The sequence below is a fragment of the Streptomyces sp. SAI-170 genome, from assembly GCF_049739565.1.
Lineage (GTDB): Bacteria > Actinomycetota > Actinomycetes > Streptomycetales > Streptomycetaceae > Streptomyces.
Genome location: NZ_JBMGQD010000001.1, coordinates 2320383 through 2346250 on the forward strand (window position 1 = coordinate 2320383; position 25868 = coordinate 2346250).

At 71.0% G+C, this 25868-nt stretch carries 18 protein-coding genes; 4 read left to right on the forward strand and 14 right to left on the reverse strand.

Annotated features, from left to right (window positions below):
• Window positions 1-103: 103 nt before the first annotated feature.
• The 6 genes from RKD23_RS10235 to RKD23_RS10260 all read right to left on the reverse strand — a co-directional run bounded on the left by RKD23_RS10235 (window position 104) and on the right by RKD23_RS10260 (window position 10865).
• Complete coding sequence (locus RKD23_RS10235; protein ID WP_424853408.1) at window positions 104-1645, reverse strand: RNA polymerase sigma factor; 1542 nt, start codon at window positions 1643-1645, stop codon at window positions 104-106.
• A gap of 428 nt (window positions 1646-2073) precedes the next feature.
• Window positions 2074-2961, reverse strand: a complete 888-nt coding sequence (locus tag RKD23_RS10240; RefSeq protein WP_424853409.1) for a FadR/GntR family transcriptional regulator — start codon at window positions 2959-2961, stop codon at window positions 2074-2076.
• 161 nt (window positions 2962-3122) lie between these two features.
• The gene (locus RKD23_RS10245) at window positions 3123-5075 is read right to left on the reverse strand and encodes an ATP-binding cassette domain-containing protein (RefSeq protein WP_424853410.1); all 1953 of its coding nucleotides are present in this window, start codon (window positions 5073-5075) and stop codon (window positions 3123-3125) included.
• Between the two features lie 120 nt (window positions 5076-5195).
• The gene (locus tag RKD23_RS10250) at window positions 5196-5954 is read right to left on the reverse strand and encodes an NUDIX hydrolase (RefSeq protein ID WP_404033496.1); all 759 of its coding nucleotides are present in this window, start codon (window positions 5952-5954) and stop codon (window positions 5196-5198) included.
• A 221-nt stretch (window positions 5955-6175) separates the two neighbouring features.
• The gene (locus tag RKD23_RS10255) at window positions 6176-8095 is read right to left on the reverse strand and encodes a glycogen debranching N-terminal domain-containing protein (RefSeq protein ID WP_424853411.1); all 1920 of its coding nucleotides are present in this window, start codon (window positions 8093-8095) and stop codon (window positions 6176-6178) included.
• An 865-nt stretch (window positions 8096-8960) separates the two neighbouring features.
• Entirely contained in the window at window positions 8961-10865 is a 1905-nt protein-coding gene (locus RKD23_RS10260) for a DUF4192 family protein (RefSeq protein ID WP_424853412.1), read from the reverse strand.
• 279 nt (window positions 10866-11144) lie between these two features.
• On the opposite strand from RKD23_RS10260, the gene RKD23_RS10265 reads away from it, so the two are divergent.
• Entirely contained in the window at window positions 11145-13310 is a 2166-nt protein-coding gene (locus RKD23_RS10265; protein WP_424853413.1) for a RecQ family ATP-dependent DNA helicase, read from the forward strand.
• Window positions 13311-13595: 285 nt separating this feature from the next.
• Complete coding sequence (locus RKD23_RS10270) at window positions 13596-14222, forward strand: hypothetical protein (RefSeq protein ID WP_424853414.1); 627 nt, start codon at window positions 13596-13598, stop codon at window positions 14220-14222.
• A gap of 334 nt (window positions 14223-14556) precedes the next feature.
• On the opposite strand, the gene RKD23_RS10275 is transcribed toward RKD23_RS10270, so the two are convergent.
• From RKD23_RS10275 to RKD23_RS10285, 3 genes are all read right to left on the reverse strand, one after another.
• On the reverse strand, window positions 14557-15195 hold the full coding sequence (locus RKD23_RS10275; RefSeq protein ID WP_424853415.1) for a hypothetical protein: 639 nt from the start codon (window positions 15193-15195) through the stop codon (window positions 14557-14559).
• A gap of 68 nt (window positions 15196-15263) precedes the next feature.
• Entirely contained in the window at window positions 15264-15965 is a 702-nt protein-coding gene (locus RKD23_RS10280; protein ID WP_424853416.1) for a ribonuclease HII, read from the reverse strand.
• 83 nt (window positions 15966-16048) lie between these two features.
• Window positions 16049-16672: a TetR/AcrR family transcriptional regulator gene (locus RKD23_RS10285; protein ID WP_424853417.1), complete on the reverse strand. Its 624-nt coding sequence runs from the start codon at window positions 16670-16672 to the stop codon at window positions 16049-16051.
• 196 nt (window positions 16673-16868) lie between these two features.
• On the opposite strand from RKD23_RS10285, the gene RKD23_RS10290 reads away from it, so the two are divergent.
• On the forward strand, window positions 16869-18416 hold the full coding sequence (locus RKD23_RS10290; protein WP_424853418.1) for an MFS transporter: 1548 nt from the start codon (window positions 16869-16871) through the stop codon (window positions 18414-18416).
• A 409-nt stretch (window positions 18417-18825) separates the two neighbouring features.
• On the opposite strand, the gene RKD23_RS10295 is transcribed toward RKD23_RS10290, so the two are convergent.
• The 3 genes from RKD23_RS10295 to RKD23_RS10305 all read right to left on the reverse strand — a co-directional run bounded on the left by RKD23_RS10295 (window position 18826) and on the right by RKD23_RS10305 (window position 21128).
• On the reverse strand, window positions 18826-19731 hold the full coding sequence (locus RKD23_RS10295) for an ADP-ribosylglycohydrolase family protein (RefSeq protein WP_424853419.1): 906 nt from the start codon (window positions 19729-19731) through the stop codon (window positions 18826-18828).
• The gene (locus RKD23_RS10300; RefSeq protein WP_424853420.1) at window positions 19721-20404 is read right to left on the reverse strand and encodes a histidine phosphatase family protein; all 684 of its coding nucleotides are present in this window, start codon (window positions 20402-20404) and stop codon (window positions 19721-19723) included. The genes RKD23_RS10295 and RKD23_RS10300 overlap by 11 nt, the downstream gene beginning before the upstream one ends.
• A 118-nt stretch (window positions 20405-20522) precedes the next feature.
• The gene (locus RKD23_RS10305; RefSeq protein WP_404033518.1) at window positions 20523-21128 is read right to left on the reverse strand and encodes a YdbC family protein; all 606 of its coding nucleotides are present in this window, start codon (window positions 21126-21128) and stop codon (window positions 20523-20525) included.
• A 146-nt stretch (window positions 21129-21274) separates the two neighbouring features.
• Here RKD23_RS10305 and RKD23_RS10310 point away from each other — a divergent pair, with 146 nt between their 5' ends.
• On the forward strand, window positions 21275-21808 hold the full coding sequence (locus tag RKD23_RS10310; protein WP_424853421.1) for a TerD family protein: 534 nt from the start codon (window positions 21275-21277) through the stop codon (window positions 21806-21808).
• A gap of 3 nt (window positions 21809-21811) precedes the next feature.
• Here RKD23_RS10310 and RKD23_RS10315 read toward each other — a convergent pair whose 3' ends face one another.
• Both RKD23_RS10315 and RKD23_RS10320 read right to left on the reverse strand, forming a co-directional pair.
• Window positions 21812-22600 carry a DUF2785 domain-containing protein gene (locus RKD23_RS10315; RefSeq protein ID WP_424853422.1) on the reverse strand — a complete coding sequence of 263 codons (789 nt, stop codon included), beginning with the start codon at window positions 22598-22600 and terminating at the stop codon, window positions 21812-21814.
• A 273-nt stretch (window positions 22601-22873) separates the two neighbouring features.
• On the reverse strand, window positions 22874-25759 hold the full coding sequence (locus tag RKD23_RS10320) for a vitamin B12-dependent ribonucleotide reductase (protein ID WP_424853423.1): 2886 nt from the start codon (window positions 25757-25759) through the stop codon (window positions 22874-22876).
• Between the last annotated feature and the right edge of the window lie 109 nt (window positions 25760-25868).

Genomic DNA, 25868 nt, shown 5'->3' on the forward strand with positions numbered 1-25868 from the left:
TTCCAGCAGCGAGAACACCGCACCCGCGCACACCACGAGGGCCCGGCTCCCCCTGACGGGACGAGCCGGGCCCTGGTGGTCGTACGACAGTCCGAACGGCGACCTAGTCGAGGTAGTCGCGCAGCACCTGCGAACGGGACGGGTGGCGCAGCTTCGACATCGTCTTGGACTCGATCTGGCGGATGCGCTCACGCGTGACGCCGTAGACCTTGCCGATCTCGTCGAGGGTCTTCGGCTGACCGTCGGTGAGACCGAAGCGCATGGACACGACGCCCGCCTCGCGCTCGGACAGGGTGTCGAGCACGGAGTGCAGCTGCTCCTGGAGGAGCGTGAAGCTGACCGCGTCGGCCGGGACGACGGCCTCGGAGTCCTCGATGAGGTCACCGAACTCGCTGTCGCCGTCCTCGCCCAGCGGGGTGTGCAGGGAGATGGGCTCGCGGCCGTACTTCTGGACCTCGATGACCTTCTCGGGGGTCATGTCGAGCTCCTTGGCCAGCTCCTCCGGGGTGGGCTCGCGGCCCAGGTCCTGGAGCATCTGGCGCTGCACGCGCGCGAGCTTGTTGATGACCTCGACCATGTGCACCGGGATACGGATGGTGCGGGCCTGGTCGGCCATCGCGCGGGTGATCGCCTGACGGATCCACCAGGTGGCGTACGTGGAGAACTTGTAGCCCTTGGTGTAGTCGAACTTCTCGACCGCGCGGATCAGACCGAGGTTGCCCTCCTGGATGAGGTCCAGGAAGAGCATGCCGCGGCCGGTGTAGCGCTTGGCCAGGGAGACCACCAGACGGAGGTTGGCCTCCAGCAGGTGGTTCTTGGCGCGGCGGCCGTCCTCGGCGATGATCTCCAGCTCACGCTTGAGCTTGGGGGCGAGCTTGTCGGCGTTGGACAGCTTGTCCTCGGCGAACAGACCCGCCTCGATGCGCTTGGCGAGCTCGACCTCCTGCTCGGCGTTGAGCAGGGGGACCTTGCCGATCTGCTTCAGGTAGTCCTTGACCGGGTCGGCGGTGGCACCCGCGGCGGCGACCTGCTGCGCGGGCGCGTCGTCCTCGTCCTCGTCGGACAGTACGAAGCCGGCGCTCTCGGTGCCCTCCGGCTCGTCACCGGGCTTGGCTTCCTCGAGGACCTCGTCCTCGATCAGCTCGGCGTCGTCCTTCTTGGACGCGGTCTTCTTCGCCGCTGTCTTCTTGGCGACGGTCTTCTTCGCGGCCGCCTTCTTGGCGGTCGTCTTCTTCGCCGCGGCCCTCTTGGGCTCGGCTTCCTCGGCAGGGTCGACGGCGGGGTCGGCGGCAGGCGCGGCCGGGGCAGCGGCCGTCGTGGCGGTGGCCTTCCTCGTGGTCACCGTCTTCGCCGCGACCGTCTTGGTGGCGGTGCGCTTGGCCGGACTCTTCGCTGCGACGCTCTTGCGGGTGCGCTTGGGCTCTGCGGCACTGACCATCAGCGTCACACCCTCTTCCTCGAGGATCTGGTTGAGGCTGCGCAGTACGTTCTTCCACTGAGTGGCCGGAATCTGGTCAGCTTCGAAGGCCCGACGCACGTCATCGCCGGCGATCTGCCCCTCAGCCTTTCCCCGCTCAATGAGCGCCATGACAGAGACGGACTCGGCGATCTCCGGCGGGAGCGTACGGGATGTGCTGGCCGACACGAACAACCTCTCGGAACGTTGGAAAACGGCTTCCGGCCCCGTCCACTGTGGACAGGAGCCGACCGCCGGCTTGGGGATTGGGCCGACGGCGCGGGCGGGGGCCGGGAAGATGCACAGCGCCTTCTATGGCGTCCGTATTCCCTCCGCGGCTGTCACCTCTTAGGTCATCGCGCAGTTTCCATGAGCGTTACGCCCAATCTGCGTGGCCCGAGTCACACCCCGTAAGCACTCAAAAACGGTCAGATGCGATCAAAGTAGGCCAGCAGAGTTGCGCGATCGAGCCCCGATCAGCGAGCAAGCCGCACCGTTGCGCCGTCGGACCCCGCAGGAACCAGTGTCCTGCGGGGTCCGACGGGGAGCGGTTCGGCGTCCGGCGATGCCACAGGAGGGGGGAGGCATCCCCGGGCGGAACCGCCCGTGGGACGCGATCAGTGCTCGCGCGGGGCGGGCACGACGCGCTCCACCTCCGGGTGGACGGTGAGCAGCTGACGCATCGCGGTCTCGGCCGCCGTGCCGTCGGCGGCGGCGAGGGCGTCGACGATCCGGCCGTGGTGCACCAGGGACGCCTCGGTCGGCCGGTCACAGCCGGTGACCGGACCGCCGGAGACCTGGAGGGCCGCGGAGACGATGCCCGACAGGTGCTCGAGCATGCGGTTGCCCGCGACCTGGATGAGCAGCGAGTGGAACTCGGCGTCCGCGCGCGAGAAGGTCAGCGCGTCGCCCTGCGCCATCGCGTGCCCCATGATCTCGACCATGTCGGCCAGCCGCTGCTGGACCTCCTCACGGCCGTGCCCGGCCGCCAGGCGCGCGGCGAGCGGCTCGATCGTCCACCGCAGCTCGCTCAGCTCACGGCGCTGGTCGTCCCGCTGCGGCCCGAAGGCGCGCCATTCGATGATGTCCGGGTCGAGCAGGTTCCAGTCGCTGACGGGACGCACGCGCGTGCCCACGTTCGGGCGGGCGCTGACCAGGCCCTTGGCCTCCAGGACGCGCAGCGACTCGCGGACGACGGTGCGGGACACCTCGAAACGCTGGCCGATCTCCTCGGGCACCAGCGGGCGGTCGGCGCCCAGATCGCCCGAGACGATCATCTGACCCAGCTGCTGGACGAGTTGGCCGTGGAGGCCACGCCCGCGGCTGCCCGCGGTGCGCCGGCCCACGCGGCCCAGCTCAGGGTCCGCGCTCTCCCAGGCGGGCGGCCCGACGCGGTCGGCGGCGGGGGCCTCCGCGTAGGGGTAGCGGTCGAGATCGCCCGGACCGGCGAGGCCGGCGTCGGCGGTGCGGGCGGGGGTCATCATGGTGTGCGCAAGGGTACTCACGGATCTTTTGTCGGCGCTGGCCCCAACTCCCTTGAGGGCTTTGGTGAAAAGCACACGAAAGGGTGATCGCTCACCCCGTCGCAATTGACGCCTTATCGGAAAGAAATGGGCGTTCCCCGAGGAGTTGTGCGCAGCCCGTGTCCGGAACGGCTCGCCGGCCCTCAGCGCAGCCGGCTCCGCACGGTCATGAGCAGATACGCGCAGAACAGCGCGGTGAGCGACAACGTCAGCGCCCCGCCGACAGGTTGGGCGATCATCCGCACCACCCCGGCCACATAACGCTCCCCGCCGAAGGGCCACTGCGACAGCAGCAGCTCCCGCAGCCGCATCGGGAACCCCGCCGCGGTTCGCACGGACGGCCCCTCCAAGGCCTTCTGTACGAGCGGTACGACCACGACCGGCACGGCGACGACGGCCGCGAGCCCGGCCGTCGTCGACCGGAAGATCCCGGCCGCCAGCACCCCGGCCCACGCACAGCCGACCACGAGCCCGATCCAACTCGCGCCCGAAGAAAGCCAGTCCGCGGGAACTCTCGCGAGCTCCCGTCCGTATACGAGGTACAGCACTTCGGCGTCGAACCCCACGGTCAGTGCAGCCAGCACCGCAGCGGTGGCCGCGGCGACGAGCAGCTTGGCGGCGAGCAGCCCCAGCCGGCGGGGCACCGTGCCGCGATCCGCCGCCAGCGCGGGGTGGCGGAACTCGTCCCCGAACGCGAGCGCACCGAGCAGCCCTGCCCCGAAGGCGGCAGGCGGCAGCGGCAGCTCCTGCGGCCAGGCCGCGAGAAGCCGCGCCTGCGGGGTGTGCCCCACACGCGCCACGAACACGGCCGTCAGTGCGGAGACGACCAGCACCGCGGCACCGGTCACAAACCCGGTCCCGACCCCGGCCGCCCGACGCAGCTCGTAGCGAAGGGGCCGCAGGGGGCTGGGGGCGGAGCGGACGGAGATGGGGGGCGGGAGGGAGGGGAGGGAGGGGGAGGGGGCGGGGAGGGGGGAAGGAGGGGGCTCGGGCGTGGCCTTAGGGACCTCGGCAGGGTCCGACTCCTCGCCGGCCTCGCCCTCCGCCACGCGCGTGCCCTCGGCAGGGCCGGGAGTCACGCCGTCGTCGCTGGTCGACCGGGTCACGGGCACAGTACGGGCGGGCTCGGCCTCGGGGGTGGCGCTCATAGGTCGGGGCCCCGGGGTGGCGTCCACAGGACCCGACCCGGGCAGGCTCTCGGTGGAGGTCTGGGCGTCGCGCGCCCCCATGTCGCCGATCTCGTCGGCGAGTTGATGAATGAGGATGTCGTGCCGGAAGGCCGTCTCCCCCACGTCGGCACAGCTGCTGCCGTACACGAGAAGGCGGTTGCCGTCCTCACGTACGACCTCCACGGAGCGTCGTGAGGTGCGGGCCTCCTTGGCCAGCAGGGCCGCGAGGCGGGCGGCGTGAGGGGTGCGGACGGCGACGCGGGGCCGCAGCCGGGTGCGGGCGAAGTCCTCGGCCTCTTGGTCGGCGACGACCCTGCCTTTTTCCAGGCTGATGACGCGGTCGGCCGTGCGGGCCGCCTCCTTGGGGTCGGCGACGGTGTACAGGACGGTGCCGCCCTGTTCCGCATGGGCGCGCAGAACGCCGTACAGCCAACGGCTTTCTCGTGCGGAGAGCCCGTCGGCGGGCTCGTCGAGGACCAGGGTGTGGGGGTCGGTCAGCAGGGCGCAGCCGAGGCCCAGCCGGCGGTCCATGGCGCGGGAGAGCGTGCCGAGGCGTTCGTCGCGGAGGCTGACGAGGCCCACCACTTCGAGGACTTCGTCGGCACGCCGCACCGGTACGCCCGCTGCGGCGCACAGCATCCGCAGGTGCCCTCGGACGCTGCGGGCCGGATGGCCGGGCACATCCCCCAGGAGCACGCCGACCTCGCGCGAGGGATGGGCGATGCGGTGCAGCGGTCTGCCTCTGAAGTAGGTGATTCCGCGGCCCTGTTGGAGTTCGAGCATCAGCCTGAGCGCGGTCGTCTTGCCTGCACCCGGCCCTCCGAGCAGCACGGTGAGATGGCCCGCGCGCGCTTCGAAGGAGACGTCGTCGACGGCGGGCGGAAGGTCCTTGCGGGAGTTGCTGGTCAGTCCGAAGGCCTGGATCACCCGCAGCAAGATAGCGCGCTATATCCGTTTTTTCGGGCACCGAGCGACCTGCTGCCCAGGCTGCGACGACGATGCCCACCCTCTTGTTCGCCCTCGGCCCTCAGGTCGGCCGGGCTCGGCTCACACCTCCGGGCGCAGCATGGGCGGGTTGAGCAGCGTGGCACCGCCGGCCCGGAAGAGCTGGGCGGGACGGCCGCCCTGGCGCGTGGTCGTACCGCCCGTGGGCACCAGGAAGCCCGGCGTGCCCGTCACCTTGCGATGGAAGTTCCGCGGGTCGAGCGCGACGCCCCACACGGCCTCGTAGACGCGACGCAGCTCGCCGACGGTGAACTCCGGCGGGCAGAACGCCGTCGCCAACGACGAGTACTCGATCTTGGACCGTGCTCGCTCCACCCCGTCCGCGAGGATCTGCGCGTGGTCGAAGGCGAGTGGTGCCACGGGCTCGTCGTCGCGCCCGAAACCGCCCTGCTCCAACAGCTCCTCGACGGGCGCCCAGCGAGCATTGCTGGCGTCCCCTCCCGCGCGCGGCGCGGGCAGGTCGGGGGCGAGCGCCAGGTGCGCGACGCTGACCACGCGCATGCGGGGGTCACGCTTGGGGTCGCCGTACGTCGCGAGCTGTTCCAGGTGGGCGCCGTTGTCCTGGACGGGCGCGGACGGGTCGTGGGCGTGCAGCCCGGTCTCCTCCTCCAGCTCGCGCGCCGCGGCCTGCGCCAGGTCCTCGTCGTCCCGCACGAAGCCGCCGGGCAGCGCCCAGCACCCCTGGAACGGCGGCTCTCCCCTGCGTACCGCCAGCGCGCACAGGGCATGGCGGCGCACGGTCAGCACGACCAGGTCCACGGTGACAGCGAAGGGCGGAAAGGCTGACGGGTCGTAGGGCATGCCGCGATCATAGTCGTCTTCCTGACGATAAACACTCCCTTCCTCGGCCGCATCGATGGTTGATCGTTACCGGTCCGACGTCCGGCTCACGAAGTCGGGCGGTGTGCGGGGCGCCGCCGTACGAGGTCGCGGCCGGGGTTGGCATACGGCACGATCCTGGTCGTCCTACGAGGTCACAGCCCTGTGGGTCGCACGGCCGACAGCCTCGGGGCTTCGCCTGGTCACCCTCCCAGTTGCAGTCCGTCGGCCGCCTCCTCGACCATCGCGAGGCCGAGCCGGCTCACCCTTACGGAGAAGGGGGCACCGGCGATCCTCAGGCCGGTCAGACAGAGCTCGCCGAGGGGAGCACCACGCAGGGGGCGCAGCGTGACGGTCCCTGCCGGGGCGTCGGGCCGGACCCCCGCGAGCGCGGTCAGCAGCAGGACACCGGAGGCGGCGGCCGTGGCGGCGGGGCGGCAGGCCGCGGGATGGGGAAGTGGAGCACCCGCTGCGGTGCGCTGCTCCCCCGCGTACATCTCCGGCAGCCGGTGACCGAAGGCCTCGGCCGCGGCCAGCAGGCCTCTCAGCAGCGAGGTCGCCTCCTTCTCGTAGCCCGCGGTGGCGAGGCCGGCGACGGCCACCGCCGTCTCGTGGACGCGGACGGCTCCGGTGCGGTGGCCGAAGGGGTTGTACCCGGCCTCTTTCGCGCCGAGGGTACGCAGGCCCCAGCCGGAGTCCCATGCCGGGCTGCCCAGCAGCCGTGCCAGCTGCTCGGTCTGCACCTTGTCGAGCAGCCCCTCGGCGAGCCGGCCTCCGCCGAGGAGCCCGGGGTCGAGGAGGTGCGCGGCGGTGGCACCGAGATGCGGGACAAGGCGCCCGTCGGGGGCTCGGGCGGCGGCCGGCCGGCCTCCTGCCCGGTCCTCGATCCAGAACTCGTGCCGGAACGCCGTCCTCAGTGTCTGCGCCCATTCCCGCAGCCCGGCGCCGCCCGGTCTGCCGCAGGCGTCGAGGAGGTCGGCGCCCAGGAGGGCGGCCCGGTGGGCATGGGCCTGTGTCTCGCAGCGGGCGGGGCCGCCTGGCTGCGGGTCGGGCAGGTAGACGCCGTCGCCGACGGTTCTGCGCAGCCAGGCCAGGCAGCGTTCGGCCGCGGGCAGCAGTTCCTCCGTCTCCTGCTCCGGCATGCCCCACCGGCGGGCCTCGGCCAGGAGGACGGGGAACAGCAGCGTCGCCTCGGTGCCGGTGCAGCTGGGCGGCAGGTGGCCGCCCGCGTCCCGTCGGGGCCCGGGGATCAGGCCGGACTCCGGGCCCGGGCCTGTGAGTTGGGTGCGGGCGAGGGCACGCAGGGTGCCCACGGCCAGCTTCGTGCCCAGGGGCAACGCCATCCGGGCGGCCGACAGGGCCTCGGCCGGGGCGAGACCGCAGCGCCAGGGGGCACCGGCTGCCGGATAGGTGTCAGAAGGGTGCGCCGGGTCCCGAAGCAGGAGGGCCTGGAGGTCCTCCATGCTGGTGCGCAGCAGCGCCGTGACCCTGGGATCGTCGCCGGTCGCCTCCGCGGTGGTGAGCGGACTGACCGCCGTAGGTCCGACCGGGCGGGTGGCGCCCGCGCCGTCCGGCCTGACCCGCAGTTCGAGAGTGGCGCTGCCGCCCGGCGGGATCGCGAACTCCCAGCGCAGCAGTCCGGCCGAGGCCAGGGCGTCGGCCGGCGGCGGGTCGGCGGTGACCGATGAGCTGCCTCCGGAACCGGTCCAGCGCAGGCCGGAGTCATGGACGCTGGCCGGCAATTCCGGCCCGGGGTGGCCGGCGACGATCGCGCCCAGCGGGGCGAGGTCCGCACCGAGGGCGACCTCGACGGGCAGTCGCAGCGGGCGCGGGGCCGCGCTGCGCAGGGTGATCCGCTCTCCGCCGTCGGCGTGCCGGATGCGTTCGACCACCACGTCCGGGTCCGGGCCGGCGTGCGGCGACGTGCGCAGGGTGCCCACGAATCGGACGGTGTCTGCCGCGGTCATCTGGCCCTGCACCGCGAGCGGTTCCCGTCCTGCCACTCGCACCTGGCAGCGCGACAGGACGCGCCTGCCCGCGTGGTAGATCCCCTCCAGTCCCTGGCCGTTCAGTTGCCCTTGTTCGGTGGAGACGGCAAGGCCGGGAAGAGCGACGCAGATCATGACCGTGTGCGCGGGCGGCAGTTCAGCCGGGGTGCGGGGCGGCGGAAGCGTGCCGGAGGGAGCCGATGAACGGGTGGTTCGGGCCGTGTCCCGTCCGGCCGCCTGTGCACCAGGCCGGTCCCCGCCGAGTGTGGGCGACAGCGGGCGCCTGCTCGTGCCGTCTGCACGCGGCACTGCTCCCTCCCCCATGAAAGGGCGGGGGCCTCTGGCGGTGGCACGGCCGTCGTCGGCGGCGGGCTGGGGCGGCTGATGCATGCGGCGGCTTTTCTGCGCTGGGTTCGCCTCGGGCGGGTCCGGCGGCGGGTGAGGGTTCCGAAGGGGGTGGGAGGGGCGGCGACGGTCCGGCCTGGCCGGCAGGGCAATCCACCACTCAGGTGAACGGGGCCGGGCTTCCTCTGGTCACGCCTCGGGAGCCATGACCGAGCCGAATGGCGGCGCAGCAGGGCACGGTCGGGCTCCACCTGGTCATGCGTCGGAGGGCTCGACCAAGTCGGATGGTGGCGCGGCGTGGCGGGGTCGGGCTCACCCTGGTCGTGCGCGGCAGGCCACTGCCAAATTGGAGGGCGGCGCAGCTTCGCAGGGGCGGACACGTTCCGGTCACGCCCCAAAAGACACGACCAGATCGAAGGGCGCCCCAGCCACGCACCGGCGCCGTCGCGCTCCCTGTGGCCGCGATCCGGAGCGCACGATCGAACCGAATGGCGGCGCAGCCGCGCACCGGCACGGTCGCGCTGTCCCTGGTCACACCCCACACGGCACGACCGAACCGAAGCGCGGCCCAGCCAGGCACGGGCGCCGCCGGCCACTCGCGCGAGCCAAGCGGCGACGGCCCGGCACCGGCCAGCGGATCCGGTGTGGCACAGGGTCACGGCTTCCCCTCCTTGCCGTCGGCGGGCCGGGGAGCCGAGCAGGAGCCTCGGCGTCCTGCTGCGTCCTTGGCCGCGGTGCGTGGGGGCCGGGTGCTGTCCGGTCGTGCGGAGGCCGGGCCCCTGCCGCGTGCGGAGGTTGCGCTCGGACGGGTGGCTCCTGCTCCTGGGCTGCCGGGGTTCGTTGGGCGCAACCGGCGTGTGCGCGAGGCTCCGTCGGGCGTTGTGCCTGCGCTGCGCACGCCCGGTGTGCGCGGTCGGGGGACATGGGTGCTGCGGGATTCGCCGGCCGCGCCTCGCGTGGGGGTGCCGTCGGCTTCTTGCGAGCCGGGGTGGGTTTGCTGCTGGGGGCGGGACGACTGGCGCCGGGCGGATGGCGGACGGATTTCAAGCTCGGGACGAGCATCTCCTCGCGCGGCGCCCCCTCGTGTCGCAAGCTCCGCGTCTTGGGCCTCGTCGAAGGAGCTGGGCTCGGTGCCGGTGGTGCTCCTCGGTGTGAGGTCCGTGGTCTGCCCGGACCGGGCAACCAGGCCACGTTCGCGGTCGGCGCGTTCCGCGCGCAGGCAGCGGCGGAGGGACTCGGGGTCGAGGCCCTCGTTGCAGGCCTGGTGCAGGAGGCGGGCAAAGAGGTAGCCGGGGTCGGCGCCCAAGGCCATGGCGAGGGCCTCGCGGCCTTCGAGTTCGTCGCCCGTCGACCACGCGACCCAGCCGGCCAGGGTCAGCGGAGCCGCGGCGTGTTCCCCGTAGGGCCCGACACAGCGCCTGGCCAGGGCCCGCCAGAGCCGGAGGGCGGGAGCCGCCTCGTCTCCTTCCATCCACTCGGCGGCGCGATCGCGCGTGTGGCGGTCCTGCAGGCCGAGGATCAGGGTCGCGGCCTCGTCGTGGCCGAGCAGCTCGTCGTCGCGCATGTCGGCGGCGAAGGCGCCCGAGACGGGCGGTGCCTCCGCGAGCCGGCCCATCACCCGCCGGGCCAGCTCCAGCGTCTCCTCGGTGACGGTTGTGCGGCTCGCCTCGTCGAGAATCCTGGGGACCAGCGCCATGCCGGCGGCGTCCAGGGCGATCTCCTGCTGCAGCGCGGCCGAGGTCTCCCACGGCTGCAGCCGGGCCCGGAGCTCCCGCAGCGTGCCGCGCACCTGCAGGCCGGCGTACGTCGCGGCGGCGGCCAGCACCGACGTGCCGGGCAGGCCCATCGACCGGCCCTCGGACGGGCAGCAGGCCTCCTCGTCACAGCAGTACGACCAGAACCGGCTGCCCGAGATGCACAGCGCCTCGACGACCGGCACGTCCAGCCGGCCGCACTCGACGCGCAGTTGATGGGCCAGCGGGCTCAGTCGCTCCTTGACCTGCCGGCCCGTCTCCCCTGTCTCTGGCTCCTGGCAGAGGAACACGACGATCTGCTCGGGTCGGGCGCCGCGCCGCTCGCCGCCCGTGACCAGTCCATGGGCCAGTTGCTTGGCCGCTGCGGGCCAGTCCTCCTCGTTCGCGGGGATGCCGAGGCGGGCCCGGCCGCCGAACCTGCTGCGGCCGTCCCGGTCGTGCAGGGCGACCATCACGATGCTGTCCTCGGGCCGGTAACCGAGCAGATAGGGCAGGGCGTCGGCCAGCTCGGACGGGGTACGCAGGGTGACCTGGTGCGGGCCCGCGGGGTCCCCCGCGGTGAGGGGACGCGCGAGATCGGTCGGCTGTGCGTGGTCGATGAACGGTGTGGGGTCCAGGGGCGGCGTGGGCCCCGTGGGCGACGTACGGTCACCGGACGGCACCCGACCCTTGGGCACCGTACGGCCGTTGGGCGGTGTGTGATCCGCGGGCGGAGTGCGGTCGCCGGACGGCACGGGATCCGCCGGTACCGTGCGGCCGTTGGGCGGCATGCGATACGCGGGCGGAGTGCGGTCACTGGAAGGCATGCGATGCCCGGGTGGAACGCCGTCGCCGGACGGCGTGCACGCGCCGTCCACCCGACCGCGGCCCGGTCGGATCTGCCCGTCCCGCCCGGTGATGTCGTCGTTTCCGAAGGATCCAGTCGTTTCGCTGTGATTCGTCATGCGCAGACGATCTCGCGGATCGCGATGTCCCGCTTGAGCCTGTGGATAACTCCGATCAGGGACACGTCACAGTGCCCCAGGCGGCCCCGCCTCGACCTCCGACGGGCTCGCGATGTCAGTGGCGTCCTGTTGTATGGACGCATGGAGCACACGAGCAACGCGGATCTGCGGGCGGAGGCCGACACGGTCCTCGCACGTCTCGTCGGGGACGCCACCGGCACGGCCCGGCTGCGCGAGGACCAGTGGCGGGCCATCGAGGCACTGGTCGCCGACAAGCGCAGAGCGCTGGTCGTGCAGCGCACGGGCTGGGGCAAGTCCGCGGTGTACTTCGTCGCCACGTCACTGCTGCGGTCGCGGGGCGCGGGCCCCACCGTGATCGTCTCGCCGCTGCTCGCGCTCATGCGCAACCAGGTCGAGTCCGCCGCCCGGGCCGGCATCCACGCACGCACGATCAACTCGTCGAACACCGAGGACTGGAACTCGATCCAGGACGAGATCGCGGCCGGCGCGGTCGACGTCCTGCTGGTCAGCCCCGAGCGGCTCAACAACCCGGACTTCCGCGACCAGGTGCTGCCCAAGCTGGCGGCCGCCACCGGACTGCTCGTCGTCGACGAGGCGCACTGCATCTCCGACTGGGGCCATGACTTCCGTCCGGACTACCGGCGGCTGCGGACCATGCTCACCGACCTTCCGCCGGGTGTGCCCGTCCTGGCGACCACCGCCACCGCGAACGCACGGGTGACGGCCGATGTGGCCGAACAACTGGGCACGGGCGGTACGTCGGACGCACTGGTGCTCCGGGGCCCGCTGAACCGGGAGAGTCTGAGCCTCTCGGTGCTGCGCCTGTCGGACGCGGCGCACCGCATGGCCTGGCTCGCCGACCACCTCGACGAGCTGCCGGGGTCGGGCATCATCTACACGCTCACCGTGGCCGCCGCCGAGGAGGTCACCGCCTTCCTCCGGCAACGGGGCCACACCGTCGCCTCGTACACCGGCAAGACGGAGAACGCCGACCGCCAGCAGGCCGAGGACGACCTGCTGAACAACAAGGTCAAGGCGCTGGTCGCCACCTCCGCCCTCGGTATGGGTTTCGACAAGCCTGATCTCGGCTTCGTCGTGCACCTCGGCTCGCCGTCCTCCCCCATCGCCTACTACCAGCAGGTCGGCCGTGCCGGCCGCGGCGTCGAGCACGCCGAGGTGCTGCTGCTGCCCGGGAAGGAGGACGAGGCGATCTGGGAGTACTTCGCGTCGCTGGCCTTCCCGTCGGAGGACCTGGTGCGCCGGACCCTGGACGTCCTCGGGCGCGCGGACGGACCGATGTCCCTGCCCGCCCTGGAGCCGCTGGTGGAACTGCGCCGCTCCCGGCTGGAGACCATGCTGAAGGTCCTCGACGTGGACGGGGCCGTCCGGCGGGTCAAGGGCGGCTGGATCGCGACCGGTCAGCCCTGGACGTACGAGGGTGAGCGCTACGAGTGGGTCGCGCGGCAGCGAGCGGCCGAGCAGCAGGCCATGCGGGAGTACGCGTCGACGACGGACTGCCGTATGGAGTTCCTGCAACGCCAGCTGGACGACGAGGCCGCCCGTCCCTGCGGCCGCTGTGACAACTGCGTGGGGGCGCGGTTCACCGCGGACACCTCCAGCGCCTCGGTGGACGCCGCGCGCGTCGATCTGGGGCGGGCCGGAGTCGAGGTGGAGCCTCGTCGCATGTGGCCGACAGGTCTCCCCGCGATCGGAGTGAACCTCAAGGGGCGCATTCCGGCCGGTGAGCAGGCCGCGCCGGGGCGGGCGTTGGGGCGGCTGTCCGACATCGGCTGGGGCAACCGGCTCCGGCCCCTGTTCGCGCCCCGGGCGGCGGACGGTCGGGTGCCCGACGACGTGGCGCGTGCGGTCGTGAATGTCCTGGCCGACTGGGCCAGGGGCCCCGGAGGCTGGGCGAGTGGCGCTGCGGACGCGCAGCCACGGCCCGTGGGTGTGGTCACCATCGCCTCACACACCCGCCCGCAGCTGATCGGCTCCCTGGGAGCGCATATCGCCGAGGTCGGTCGGCTGCCCCTGCTGGGCTCCCTGGAGTACGCGCACGACGTGTCGCACATCCCTCGGAGCAACAGCGCCCAGCGCCTGAAGACGCTCGACGGAGCCCTGGTCGTACCGCCGGAGCTCAGGGCGGCCCTCGCCGAGGCGCAGGGACCCGTGCTTCTGGTGGACGACTTCACCGAGACCGGCTGGACCCTCGCGGTCGCGGCGCGGATGCTCCGGCAGGCCGGTGCCGCCGGGGTGTTGCCTCTGGTCCTCGCCGTCCAGGGCTGAGGGGGGCGCGGTCAGTGGGTATTCCGCCTCTGAACAGGCAGGCGACGGGCGGGCATCTGCCGTCCCGGCATCACCCGGAGAACCACTGGGTAGAGATATAAGACACGGATCGTCAGATAAGGGGCGGTGGCCCCAATTGCTCGTTGCCGCATCCCAGTTCGACAGGAAGAATTGAGGTCCGCTCCCCGCACGGCTCGGCCGTGATCCGGAAGGGCTTCACTGCGGTGCGCGCTCCCCCTAATCCGACCCCGCCCGCAGTGTGGGCGCGTAGCCGAAGGGAGGATCGTGACCTTCGGATTCCCTCCGTCTCCCACGGCATCGACGTCGACGTCCGCCGACCTGTCCACCGCTTCCGCCACTCGTGTGCTCGAGCCCGCGGAGTGGGCCGCAGCCGGGATCCCCCTGCTGCGCAACCCCCGAGAGGTCGTCAGCGGGCTGCACGCCCGGCACCGTCCCGAGCCGGCGACGGCGATCGTGGCCGTGCTGGATCCCGACGAACGGCTGCGCGCCAGCGCCTCGTTCACCCGCCGTACGGCACCGGCCGACGGCTGGATGTTCCGTAACGCGCTGCTCTCCCAGCTGCGCCGGGTCATCCCGCACGACCTGCGGCGCCGCACTCCGGTGCGTACCGCCGTCCTGCTCTACTGCCGGGAGGGCGACGCGCGCTGGACCGAGGAGGACGGCGCCTGGATGTGGGGGCTGCGCGATGCCTGCACGCTGCACGGGCTGCGTTGCGGGGCGTACATCACGCTGACCCAGGACGGCTGGCAGGTGCTCGGTGAGGGCCGCGGTGGCCGGCGGCCGAGCGCGGATTCGGCGCCCGAACCCTTCGGCGCTCCCGGGGCGCCACCGTCCCTGCCGCGCACCGGCGGAGCGGCGTCCGGCGACCTGCGCCGTGTGGCGGCCCGCTGAGGGCTCCTGCCCTGAAGTTGTCCGCGGCGGCGTCTCGTCGGCCGTCGCGGCGACCTCTGTGGTGCCCGGAGCCGCAAAGGGGGTTACGCCGCCCCCTTGAGGCGAGGCGTCCCGGCTCAACCTGACCATGGACTTCCACGCGCGAGACACCGCGGTCGTGGTGAGCACTCGGCACGGCAGGCAGCACCCGCAACTGCGCGACACGCGAACACGCACAGACGGAGGCACGCAGGATCGCGCGCCTCCGGTCATCCGCGTAGCGGCCCCCGTGCGGTGACCGTCGAGGTGGCGGGCTTCAAGCCCGCCTCGTCCCCCCGGACGCCTCAGGGCCGGCTCAGACGCCGGCGCCCAGAACCGAGTTGATCTCCTGCGGGTCACCGCAGACGATCAGCAGGGCACCGGCCCGCTTGAGGGCCAGCGGCAGCGCCTGGGCGGCCACGGCGTCGGAGCCGCCGTTGATCGCGACCACGACCACCGGCCGGGAAGCGGCACGGTCCGCGGCGGCGGCATCGGCGTAGAAGACGTCGTCGCCCGCGTCGTGCTGAGCCCAGTAGGAGGTCTCTCCGAAGGAGAGCTCGTGCACGGCCCACGGGTGCTGTTCGCCGGTGGTGATCACCAGCACGTCACCCGGGGCTCGGCCCGAGTCCAGGAGCAGATCCACGGCTTCCTCGGCGGCGTCGAGCGCGCCTTCGACGGAAGCCGGGATCAGCTGGATCTGAGGCGAGGCCGGGGCCTGACCGGAAGCTGCGGGGGCGGGGTCCGAAGGACCGGGCTTGGCCGCCGTCACGTCGCGCGGGGTGCGCTGGGCCGGCGGTGTCGGCCGAAGCGGCCCGGGGCGGCCGGGGCGCGCCGGCGCCACGGGTCGGGGGCCGGGTACGGGGCGGGGGGTCGGCGCGGTGCGGCCGCTGGCCGGAGTGGCGCGGGGACCCTGGGCACTCTCGTGAATCTGAGGCTCCTCGGGGATGAGAGGCATGAGTTGATGTTTATCAAACGTTGGTGCGGCTCGCGTCGGCGGGTGGCACGTACATGCGAGCAGAACGGTCAGAAATCGAAGCCGAGCTGCCCCTCGATTTCCGGAACGCTTCCGTCCGCCCAGCTGCGGGCCTTCTTGAGGTGCCGCCACTGGGGCAGCGCATCAAGATACGCCCACGACAACCGGTGGAAGGGAGTGGGTCCCCATTCCTCCAGTGCGGCCTTGTGCACCGGTGACGGATACCCGGCGTTGTCCGCAAAACCGAAGTGTGCATGGTCGATACCCAGTTCGGCCATCATTTTGTCGCGCTGGACCTTGGCGATCACCGAGGCCGCGGCGACGGCCACACAGGACCGGTCGCCCTTGATCACCGTACGGACCCTCCACGGAGTACCGAGGTAGTCGTGCTTGCCGTCGAGGATGACCGCGTCGGGGCGGACCGGCAGGGCGTCCAGCGCGCGCACCGCTGCGAGCCGCAGGGCTGCTGTCATCCCCAGGTCGTCGATCTCCTCGGGAGAGGCGTGCCCCAAGGCGTAGGAGGTCACCCACTTCTGGAGTTCCGCGGCGAGCACGGTCCGCCGTTTGACGGTGATCAGCTTGGAGTCGGTGAGACCCTCGGGGGGCCGGCGAAGACCGGTGACCGCCGCGCAGACGGTGACGGGTCCGGCCCAGGCGCCGCGCCCCACCTCGTCGACACCGGCAATGATCTTCGCTCCGGTCGTGGCGCGAAGGGAGCGCTCGACGGTGTGAGTAGGTGGTTCGTACGGCATGGCGTGCTTAGCCTACGACGCCCGGAACCCGCCGCGACACCCCGGTTTCCACTGGCGGACGTGAACCGTGTCGAAGGCCCCGGTCAGTCACCGACCGGCCGAAGCAACGGCATCATCAGCTGATCGATCAGCTCCTCGAGATCCTGGTCGTTCCATTCGCTGGCGCACATCTTGGACCGGTACATCATCATCGCCGGAATGGCATCGAAGACGTAGCCGTTGGCCGCGTCGCTCCGCACTTCGCCGCGCTCTATTCCACGGGTGATGACCTCACGGAGCATCCTGATCGTCGGCTCCACTACTCCATCGAAGATCACGCCATGGAAGCGCTCGGCCTGCGTGGGATCACATTCGTGAATGACCGCTCGCAGGGCGTGACCGGGACGCGAGAACATCGCGTCCCGCGCCTGACGGCACAGGGCCAGCAGATCCTCCCGGACCGTTCCGAGATCGGGCGCCCCTTCCAGGTGGGGCAGGCCCGCCTGGAGTGCGTCGGCGACGAGGTCCTCCTTGGAGGGCCAGCGGCGGTACACGGCCGCCTTCCCGGTCTGGGCGCCGGCTGCGACGCCTTCCATCGTGAGGCCGTTCCAGCCGACCGTGCTGAGCTGATCCAGGGCAGCGTCGAGGATCGCGCGTTCGAGCACCGCGCCGCGCCGACGGAGCGAGGCCGACCGAGCGGGGGCGGCCGTCCAGCGCGAGGTAACCATCGAGTCTTCTCCAGCGAGCAGAAGCGGGGATCCCGGCAGCGGACCGGGACAACGGGGACGCGTCGTCCGACGACGACGGGGGACACGACACACCGAGGCGACCCCAGTGAACGCTTGCGTTCACTACGGGGGGCTCACTACCGTGGACGTGACAGTGAACGCCATCGTTCACTAACGCACTTGTGGGGGACCCATAGTGACGACCTCTCAGTTGACCCAGAAGCAGAAACCAGGTGCGGCACGCCGGGAGGGGCATCCCGGCATCGCGCTCACCGTCATCGCGGCCTGCCAACTCATGGTGGTCCTCGATGCGACGATTGTGAACATCGCACTCCCGCACATTCAAGCCGCGCTCAGTTTCAGCACCACCGATCTCACCTGGGTGGTCAGCGCCTACACGCTCACCTTCGGCGGACTGCTGCTCCTGGGTGCCCGTGCCGGTGACATCCTGGGCCGCCGCCGGGTGTTCATGACCGGCATCCTGCTCTTCACCTTCGCCTCGCTCCTCGGCGGAATCGCCCAGGAACCGTGGCAGTTGCTGGCGGCGCGCGCCCTGCAGGGTGTGGGCGGAGCGATCGCCTCGCCCACCGCGCTGGCGCTGATCACCACCACATTTCCCGAGGGCCCCGAACGCAACCGCGCGTTCGGTGTCTTCGCCGCGGTGTCCGCGGGCGGCGGCGCCATCGGACTGCTCGCCGGCGGCATGCTGACCGAATGGCTCGACTGGCGCTGGGTGCTCTTCGTCAATGTGCCGATCGGTGTGCTGATCGCCGTGCTGACTCCGCTGTACATCAACGAGTCCGAACGGCACCCCGGCCGGTTCGACATCGCTGGCGCGCTCACTTCGACCGCAGGCATGGCCTCGCTGGTCTACGGCTTCATCCGGGCCGCCGAGGACGGCTGGCGTGACGGCCTGGCGCTGGGCTCCTTCGGGGCCGCGGTGGTGCTGCTGCTCGCCTTCGTGTTCATCGAGATGCGGGCCAAGGAGCCGATCACCCCGCTCAAGATGTTCGCCGACCGCAACCGTTCCGGCACGTACGTGATCATGCTGAGTCTGGCCGCCGCAATGTTCGGCATGTTCTTCTACATCGTGCTGTTCGTGCAGAACGTGCTGGGCTACAGCCCGATCAAGGCGGGTCTGGCCTTCCTGCCCGTCACGGTCGCGATCGCGGTCGGCGCGGGGCTGTCGCAGCGGTTCCTGCCGGTGCTGGGGCCCAAGCCGTTCATGGTCACGGGCTCCACCCTCGTGGTCCTGGGTCTCGCCTGGCAGAGCCTGATCACCCCGGACAGCTCGTACGCGGGCGGGGTGCTCGGTCCGATGCTCGTGTTCGGCTTCGGCATGGGGCTGAACTTCGTCACAGTGACCGTGACCGCGGTCTCCGGGGTCGCCCAGCACGAGGCGGGCGCCGCGTCGGGCCTGCTCAACGCCACTCAGCAGGTGGGCGGTTCGCTCGGCCTGTCCATCCTGACGACCGTCTTCGGCACGGCCAGCTCGGACGAGGCGAAGAAGCAGATGCCGGACTTCCTGGCCAACAGCACCCCGGAACAGAAGGCGGAGCTCGCGCAGACCCATCAGCTGCCGGCGCCCTGGGGGCACGAGGTGCTCGCCGAAGGCATCGCCACCGCCTTCGTCCCGGCTGCCGTGATGGCCGTACTCGCCCTGATCACCGCTGTGTTGGTGATCCGTGTCCGCAAGAGCGACCTGGAAGCGCTCGCCGGGACCGCCGGACCGATGGCCGGCTGACAGGGACGCGCACCGGCCCGGCCCCGGCAGCACCCCGACGGGCGTTACGGGGGTACGCCCAGCGCTGCCGGGCCGGGCCGGGCGCAGCGGGGCTTCCGCAGCGGCGGCGAGGGTCGGCACGCGCCCGCTCCGGGTCGCCACCCAAGCCGCCGCACAGCACACGACGAGGACCAGGGCCTGGGGCACGAGCCAAGGGGAAAGCCGACAGCAGCACCGCCACAAGGAACGCGGGCGGCACGCGCAAGACCTCCATCACCGCCCACCCCCTTTGCTGTCGCCGTCGCAGCCGCACCCATCTCGTGCAGCGATCACCACGACAACGCGCCAGGGTCACGGAGAGTTCCCGACGCGCACGGAGAGTTTCCGAGCTGTCGACGGAAGCTCGGCCTCCGCCCGTCGCCCAGCAGATCTAGCCGACGGTCGGGACCCAGTCCGGCATGGCTTCCGTGCGCTCCACCCATGCGGCGGGCGGTGCCCCCGCCTTGCCGGCGGCGAGCACGCCCCCGACGATCGCGCAGGTGGTGTCCACGTCTCCGCCGACCTGAGCCGTCGTCCAGAACGCCTCCTCGTAGTCCCCGAGGCTGCGGGCGGCCGACCAGAGGGCGAAGGGCACGGTGTCGTGAGCCGAAGTGCGTCGTCCACAGCCCAGCACTGCCGCGACAGTGGCGGGGTCGCCGTAGTCGAGCATGTCCCGGGCGCGGCGCAGACCGGCCCCCACGGCGCTCTTCGGCACAAGACCGACCACGCCGTCCAGGAGGGCCTCCGGGGTGGGCGGCCCGCTCGGCGCCGCCACCAGTGAGGCGGCCGCGGCCACGGCCATGGCGCCGACGACGGCCTCGCGGTGCTGGTGCGTGGGATAGGCGGAGATCTCCGCCTGGTGGGTGGCCTGCTCGGGATCGTCCGCGTACCAGGCACCGAGGGGCGCGATGCGCATCGCCGCGCCGTTGCCCCACGAGCCCTGGCCCTGGAAGAGCGCGGCGGACAGCTCGCGCCAGTCGCCGCCCTCCCGGACCAGTCGCAGCAGTCGGTTGACGGCCGGGCCGTACCCCCGGTCGAAGTCGTGGTGCTCGGCGAAGGACAGCGCCAGGGCGTCCTGGTCGATGCGGTGGTGGGCGGCGAGCACGGCCACCACGGAGCAGGCCATCTCCGTGTCGTCCGTCCACTGCCAAGGGCCGGCCGGCAGCTCGCGCTGCTTGAGCAGCGGATAGTTCACCGGCACGAAGAACTGTGAGCCCAGCGCGTCTCCCACCGCCAGTCCGCGCAGGCTTGCCAGGGCGCGCTCGAGGCGCGCGTAAGAAGAGGAATCAGCGGTCATCGCCCTGCCACTCTATCCAGTGATCGCCGTACGACTCCGGATCTCGCCAGCGTTCGAATGGCCGGTCGAGTGTGTACTTGCCGTCGTCCCCGAGAACGAGCATCCGCATCTCCGCGTTCCCGGGATTGGACAGGGACTCGAATTCCGCGACCGTCCAGTGGAACCAGCGCATGCAGAACAGCCGCATGGCGAGGCCGTGGGTCACGATGAGCACGTTCGGCGGATGGTCGGGCGCCTCGAAGCTGCGGAACAGGCTCTCCAGGAATCCGCCGACCCGGTCATAGACGTCGGCGCCACTCTCGCCCTGGGCGAAGCGGTAGAAGAAGTGCCCGTAGGCGTCCCGGTAGGCCTTCTGGAGCCGTACGTCGTCGCGGTCCTGCCAGTTTCCCCAGTCCTGCTCGCGCAGCCGGGGCTCCTCGCGTACGCGTATGAGCTCGGGGTCGAGGTGGAAGGCGCGCAGGGTCTCGTGCGTACGGCGATAGGGGGACACATAGACGCTGACACGTTCGCGCCCGAACAGTTCCCGCAGGTCCTTTCCCGTCTCCTCCGCCTGCTGCCAGCCGTGCTCGGTCAGCGCGAGCGCATGGTCGGGTTCGCGCTCGTACACGGTGTCATCAACATTGCCGGTTGACTCGCCGTGCCGGACAAGGACGATGCGCCGTGGTCGTGCCATGCCAAAACCCTAGATCGGGCGAGCCCCGGCCGAGCACCTGTACGGGCTCCATACGGCGTAGGTCACACGGTCCACACATCAACGAACACACAGTGCGCGCGGATCACATGTGGTCGGATCACACCGTCCAGGTGGGCTCCAGTTCCACGATGTCCCCGGTCAGAGCCGCTATGTCGGCCTCCGTCTGGGCCCGCAGAGCAAGCCGTTCCACCCGCTCGGTGCGGTATTTTCCGTGCTCGGCGGCCGACCGCCACATCGACATGACCATGAACTCGTTGCCCGGCGCCTCGGCGAACAGACCGCGGATCATGCCGGGCGAGCCGGCCATCGCGGGGTTCCAGACCTTCTCCTGCATCAGGGTGAAGTTCTCGACGCGGTTCTCGTGGACACGGCAGAGGGCGACCCGGATCAGGTCCGCGTCGGTGAAGCGCGGTTCGAACCCGGTCTTCACGTCGAAGCGGTACTCGAACAGCCTGACCTGGGCGTCCTTGTATGTACCGGCCTGGGCGGCCGCCAGCCGGTCGTGGGAGCGCGCCATGAAGGAGTCGTAGAACGCCCGGCTCTCCCAGAAGGCGAAGACATGGGCCACCGACGGACGTCCCCGGCTCCAGCCTCCGCCCTGTCCGCGAAAGCCCGGTTCGCCGGGCAGCCCCGCCCACTTCCGCTGCCCCCGCTCGAAACCGCGGCGGTCCACCACGGTGCAGCGAATCCACTTGACCAGCACCGCGCCATCGTAAGGCCAGGGAACGTGGCAAGGGCCGCCCTCGCGTGCACAGCCACCCGGCAGCGGCACACGCGCGCGTGGCAGGATGGCAACCGGCCTCCGCGGCGCGGAAGTTGAGTCACGGACACAGGGGGAAGGGGAAACTGGTGAACGACCTCATCAAGGGCATCCACAAGGTCGAGGTGGCCCTGAGGTGGGACCCGAGCCCGGCCGGGCAGCCTCCCACCGACCTGGACATAGTGGCGGGCACCTACCTCAAGAGCGCCCCGTACGGCGACCCCGACTACCTCGTGCACTTCGACAGCCGCTCCCCCGACGGCACGATCCACCTCAACCGGGACAGCAAGGACGGCAAGGGCTTCGGCTGGGACGAGGTCATGACGCTGGAGCTCGACCGGCTGGATGCCCGCTACGCGCGCGTGGTGGTCGGTGTCATCGTCCAGCAGCGTCCGGCGGGGCGGACCTTCGTCAGCGTCGCCAACCCGGGCCTGCGTATCCGCGAGGGGTACACCGACCTGGCCCAGGACGACTTCGGCGGCGTCCTGGGAGCGACGGCGGCGACGGTCGCGGAGTTCGTCCGCGACGCGGCCGGCAACTGGGACTTCCAGCCCGGCGTGCGTGGCTTCGAGGACGACCCCGCGGCTTTCGCGCAGACCATGGGCGCACTCGGCCGCCCCTGACCCTCACCCCGAGTACGGCGCGACGACGGCGAGCGTCCCCGCGAGGGCGTCGAGAACGCTCTCGCGGTGGGTGACCGTGTGGAGCGGTTCGTCGGTGTTGCGAGTGCGCAGACCCCGGTCGGCCAGGATGTAGAGCATCCGCAGGGTGCGCATGGTGTTGGAGGCCCAGGGCGGGACCGGCCCCGGCTCGCCCGTCCGGAAGGCCTTCTCGACGGGTCCCAGCCACGCGGTGGACTCCTCCGCGCCGAGGTCCGGGTGGCTGAGGATCTTCGCGAGTGCGTAGGCGAGGCGGTCGTCCTCCTGGGCGTCGAAGAGGTGCTCGGTCCGCGCCAGCAGCCGATCGACCGCGAGGTTCGCCAGCCGCACGGGGTCCTGGGCGGGTTGCCGGGCCAGTGCGGCCAGCAGATCGGCGCCGTGCGCGACCGCGTGCAGCCAGCCCAGGTCGACGTCGTATCCGCGCAGATCCCGCTCGGCCGGGTACCACTGTGCGAAGGGCCGCCACCACTCCTCGCACCAGTCGCCGGCCTCGGTGATCCGTGCCAGCACCAGCGGGGCGAACGCGCGCGCCTGTACGGCCGTATGCGCGAAGTGCCCGACCACACGGTCGCCCAGCTCCCGCCGCTCGGCCTCTTCCAGTCCGGGTATCCAGCGCGCCGCGGTGACGTACGCCCCGTCGTCCCGGACGCGCGGATCCGGCGAGCACAGGTCACCGACGAGCGCGTCCAGTGCGGCAGCGCGGTCCGCGCCGCTGAGCGCGCGGATGTCACCGTCGTATCGATGTGAGGCAGACATGCGCGGAGCCTACGGCGGGGTCGGTGGGCGCGGGTGCGGCCCCTGAGAACCGGTGACCCCAGGCGGATCGGGCTCGCACCGAAGGCGCCGGTTACGCACAAGCGGACATGCCCAGACTCGCGTACGCACGCGCGGGTGCTCGTACGAAAACAACGGCCACACGCGCGTGGGCACATGGAAGGTGCACACGCGCGTGGCCGCCCGCCGACCCCGTACGGCGAAGAGGGGCGCCGGCACGGAAGCCGGCGCCCCTCTCACTCAGAGCTCAGCGGTTCAGCTGCAGCCGCTGGTCGAGCCGCAGCCCTCGCAGATGTAGCAGGAGCCGGCCCGCTGCATCTTGGTGCCGCAGGAGAAGCACAGCGGGGCGTCGGCCTGGATGCCCAGCTGCATCTCCACCAGCTCGGCGCTGGTGTGGGCCTGCTTCGGGGCGGGCTTGGCCGCCTCGACCTCGGCCTTGGGGGTGGCGACGGCCTTGAGCTCCTGGGCGCGCGGCGCCGACTGGGCGAGGCCCTCGACGTCGACGTCCTCGTCGTCCAGCGGCTCGTAGGAGCCCGTCTCGAGGTGACGCTGACGCTCCTCGGCGGAGTGGATGCCGAGGGCGGAGCGGGTCTCGAAGGGCAGGAAGTCGAGCGCCAGGCGGCGGAAGATGTAGTCGACGATCGACTGGGCCATCCGCACGTCCGGGTCGTCCGTCATGCCGGCCGGCTCGAAGCGCATGTTGGTGAACTTCGAGACGTACGTCTCCAGCGGAACGCCGTACTGGAGGCCGACGGAGACCGCGATGGAGAAGGCGTCCATCATGCCCGCGAGGGTCGAGCCCTGCTTGGACATCTTCAGGAAGACCTCGCCGAGACCGTCGTCCGGGTAGGAGTTGGCGGTCATGTAGCCCTCGGCGCCACCGACGGTGAAGGACGTGGTGATGCCGGGACGTCCCTTCGGGAGGCGCTTGCGGACCGGGCGGTACTCGACGACCTTCTCGACCTTGGTCGGCTCGACCGCCTTCTCCTCGACCTTCTCCTTCTCCTTGGTCTTCGCGGAGAGCGGCTGGCCGACCTTGCAGTTGTCGCGGTAGATGGCGAGGGCCTTGATGCCCATCTTCCAGGCCTCGAAGTAGACCTCTTCGACGTCCTCGACGGTCGCCGACTCCGGCAGGTTGACCGTCTTGGAGAGCGCACCGGAGATCCACGGCTGGATCGCGGCCATCATGCGGACGTGGCCCATCGCGGAGATGGAGCGATCGCCCATGGCGCAGTCGAACACCTCGTAGTGCTCGGGCTTGAGGCCGGGGGCGTCGATCACATTGCCGTGCTCGGCGATGTGGGCGACGATCGCCTCGATCTGCTCCTCCTGGTAGCCCAGGCGGCGCAGGGCCTGCGGGACGGTGCCGTTGACGATCTGCATCGAGCCGCCGCCGACCAGCTTCTTGAACTTGACCAGGGCGAGGTCGGGCTCGAGGCCGGTGGTGTCGCAGGACATCGCCAGACCGATGGTGCCGGTCGGGGCGATGACGGACGCCTGGGAGTTACGGAAACCGTTCTTCTCGCCGAGGCGCAGCACGTCGTTCCAGGCCTCCGTGGCGGCGGCCCAGATCGGGGTGTCCAGGTCGTCCATGCGGACGGCCTTGTCGTTGGCGTCGGCGTGCTGCTTCATGACGCGCTTGTGGGCGTCGGCGTTGCGGGCGTAGCCGTCGTACGGGCCGACGACCGAGGCGAGCTCGGCGGAGCGGCGGTAGGCCGTACCGGTCATCAGGGAGGTGACGGCACCGGCGAGGGCGCGGCCGCCGTTGGAGTCGTAGGCATGACCGGTCGCCATCAGCAGGGCGCCGAGGTTGGCGTAGCCGATGCCGAGCTGGCGGAACGCGCGCGTGTTCTCGCCGATCTTCTGGGTCGGGAAGTCCGCGAAGCAGATGGAGATGTCCATCGCCGTGATGACGAGCTCGACGACCTTGGCGAAGCGCTCGGCGTCGAAGGACTGGTTGCCCTTGCCGTCGTCCTTCAGGAACTTCATCAGGTTCAGCGAGGCGAGGTTGCAGGACGTGTTGTCCAGGTGCATGTACTCGCTGCAGGGGTTCGAGCCGTTGATACGGCCGGACTCCGGGCAGGTGTGCCAGTGGTTGATCGTGTCGTCGTACTGGATGCCCGGGTCGGCGCAGGCCCAGGCGGCCTCGGCCATCTTGCGGAAGAGGGACTTGGCGTCGACCTCTTCGATGACCTCGCCGGTCATACGGGCGCGCAGACCGAACTTGCCGCCCTCCTCGACCGCCTTCATGAACTCGTCGTTCACGCGGACCGAGTTGTTGGCGTTCTGGTACTGGACGGACGTGATGTCGTCGCCGCCCAGGTCCATGTCGAAGCCCGCGTCGCGCAGGGCGCGGATCTTCTCCTCTTCCTTGACCTTGGTCTCGATGAAGTCCTCGATGTCGGGGTGGTCGACGTCGAGGATGACCATCTTGGCCGCGCGGCGGGTGGCGCCACCGGACTTGATCGTTCCTGCGGAGGCGTCGGCACCGCGCATGAAGGAGACGGGGCCGGAGGCGTTGCCGCCGGAGGACAGCAGCTCCTTGGAGGAGCGGATCCGGGAGAGGTTCAGGCCGGCGCCGGAGCCGCCCTTGAAGATCATGCCCTCTTCCTTGTACCAGTCGAGGATCGACTCCATGGAGTCGTCGACGGACAGGATGAAGCAGGCGGAGACCTGCTGGGGCTGGGGCGTGCCGACGTTGAACCAGACGGGGCTGTTGAAGCTGAAGATCTGGTGCAGGAGGGCGTAGGCCAGCTCGTGCTCGAAGATCTCGGCGTCGGCGGGCGAGGAGAAGTAGTTGTAGTCCTCGCCGGCCTTCCGGTAGGTCTTCACGATGCGGTCGATCAGCTGCTTGAGGCCGGTCTCGCGCTGCGGGGTGCCGACGGCACCGCGGAAGTACTTGCTGGTGACGATGTTGACCGCGTTCACCGACCAGAAGTCGGGGAACTCGACGCCACGCTGCTCGAAATTGACCGAGCCGTCGCGCCAGTTGGTCATGACGACGTCACGGCGCTCCCACTGGACCTCGTCGTACGGGTGCACGCCGGGGGTGGTGTGGATGCGCTCGATGCGCAGTCCCTTGGTGGCCTTGGCGCCCTTTGCTCGGGAACCTCGTGCCGGACCGCTCGCCGTCTCTGTCATGCCGCCTCCCTGGTACGGGCGTAAACGCCCTGAAGTGCCCCGAATGTTCCCGTGGCACGGTGTTCTGTCTGGTGTTGCGGGCACCCGCGTGCCGCCCGCAACAGGTCTT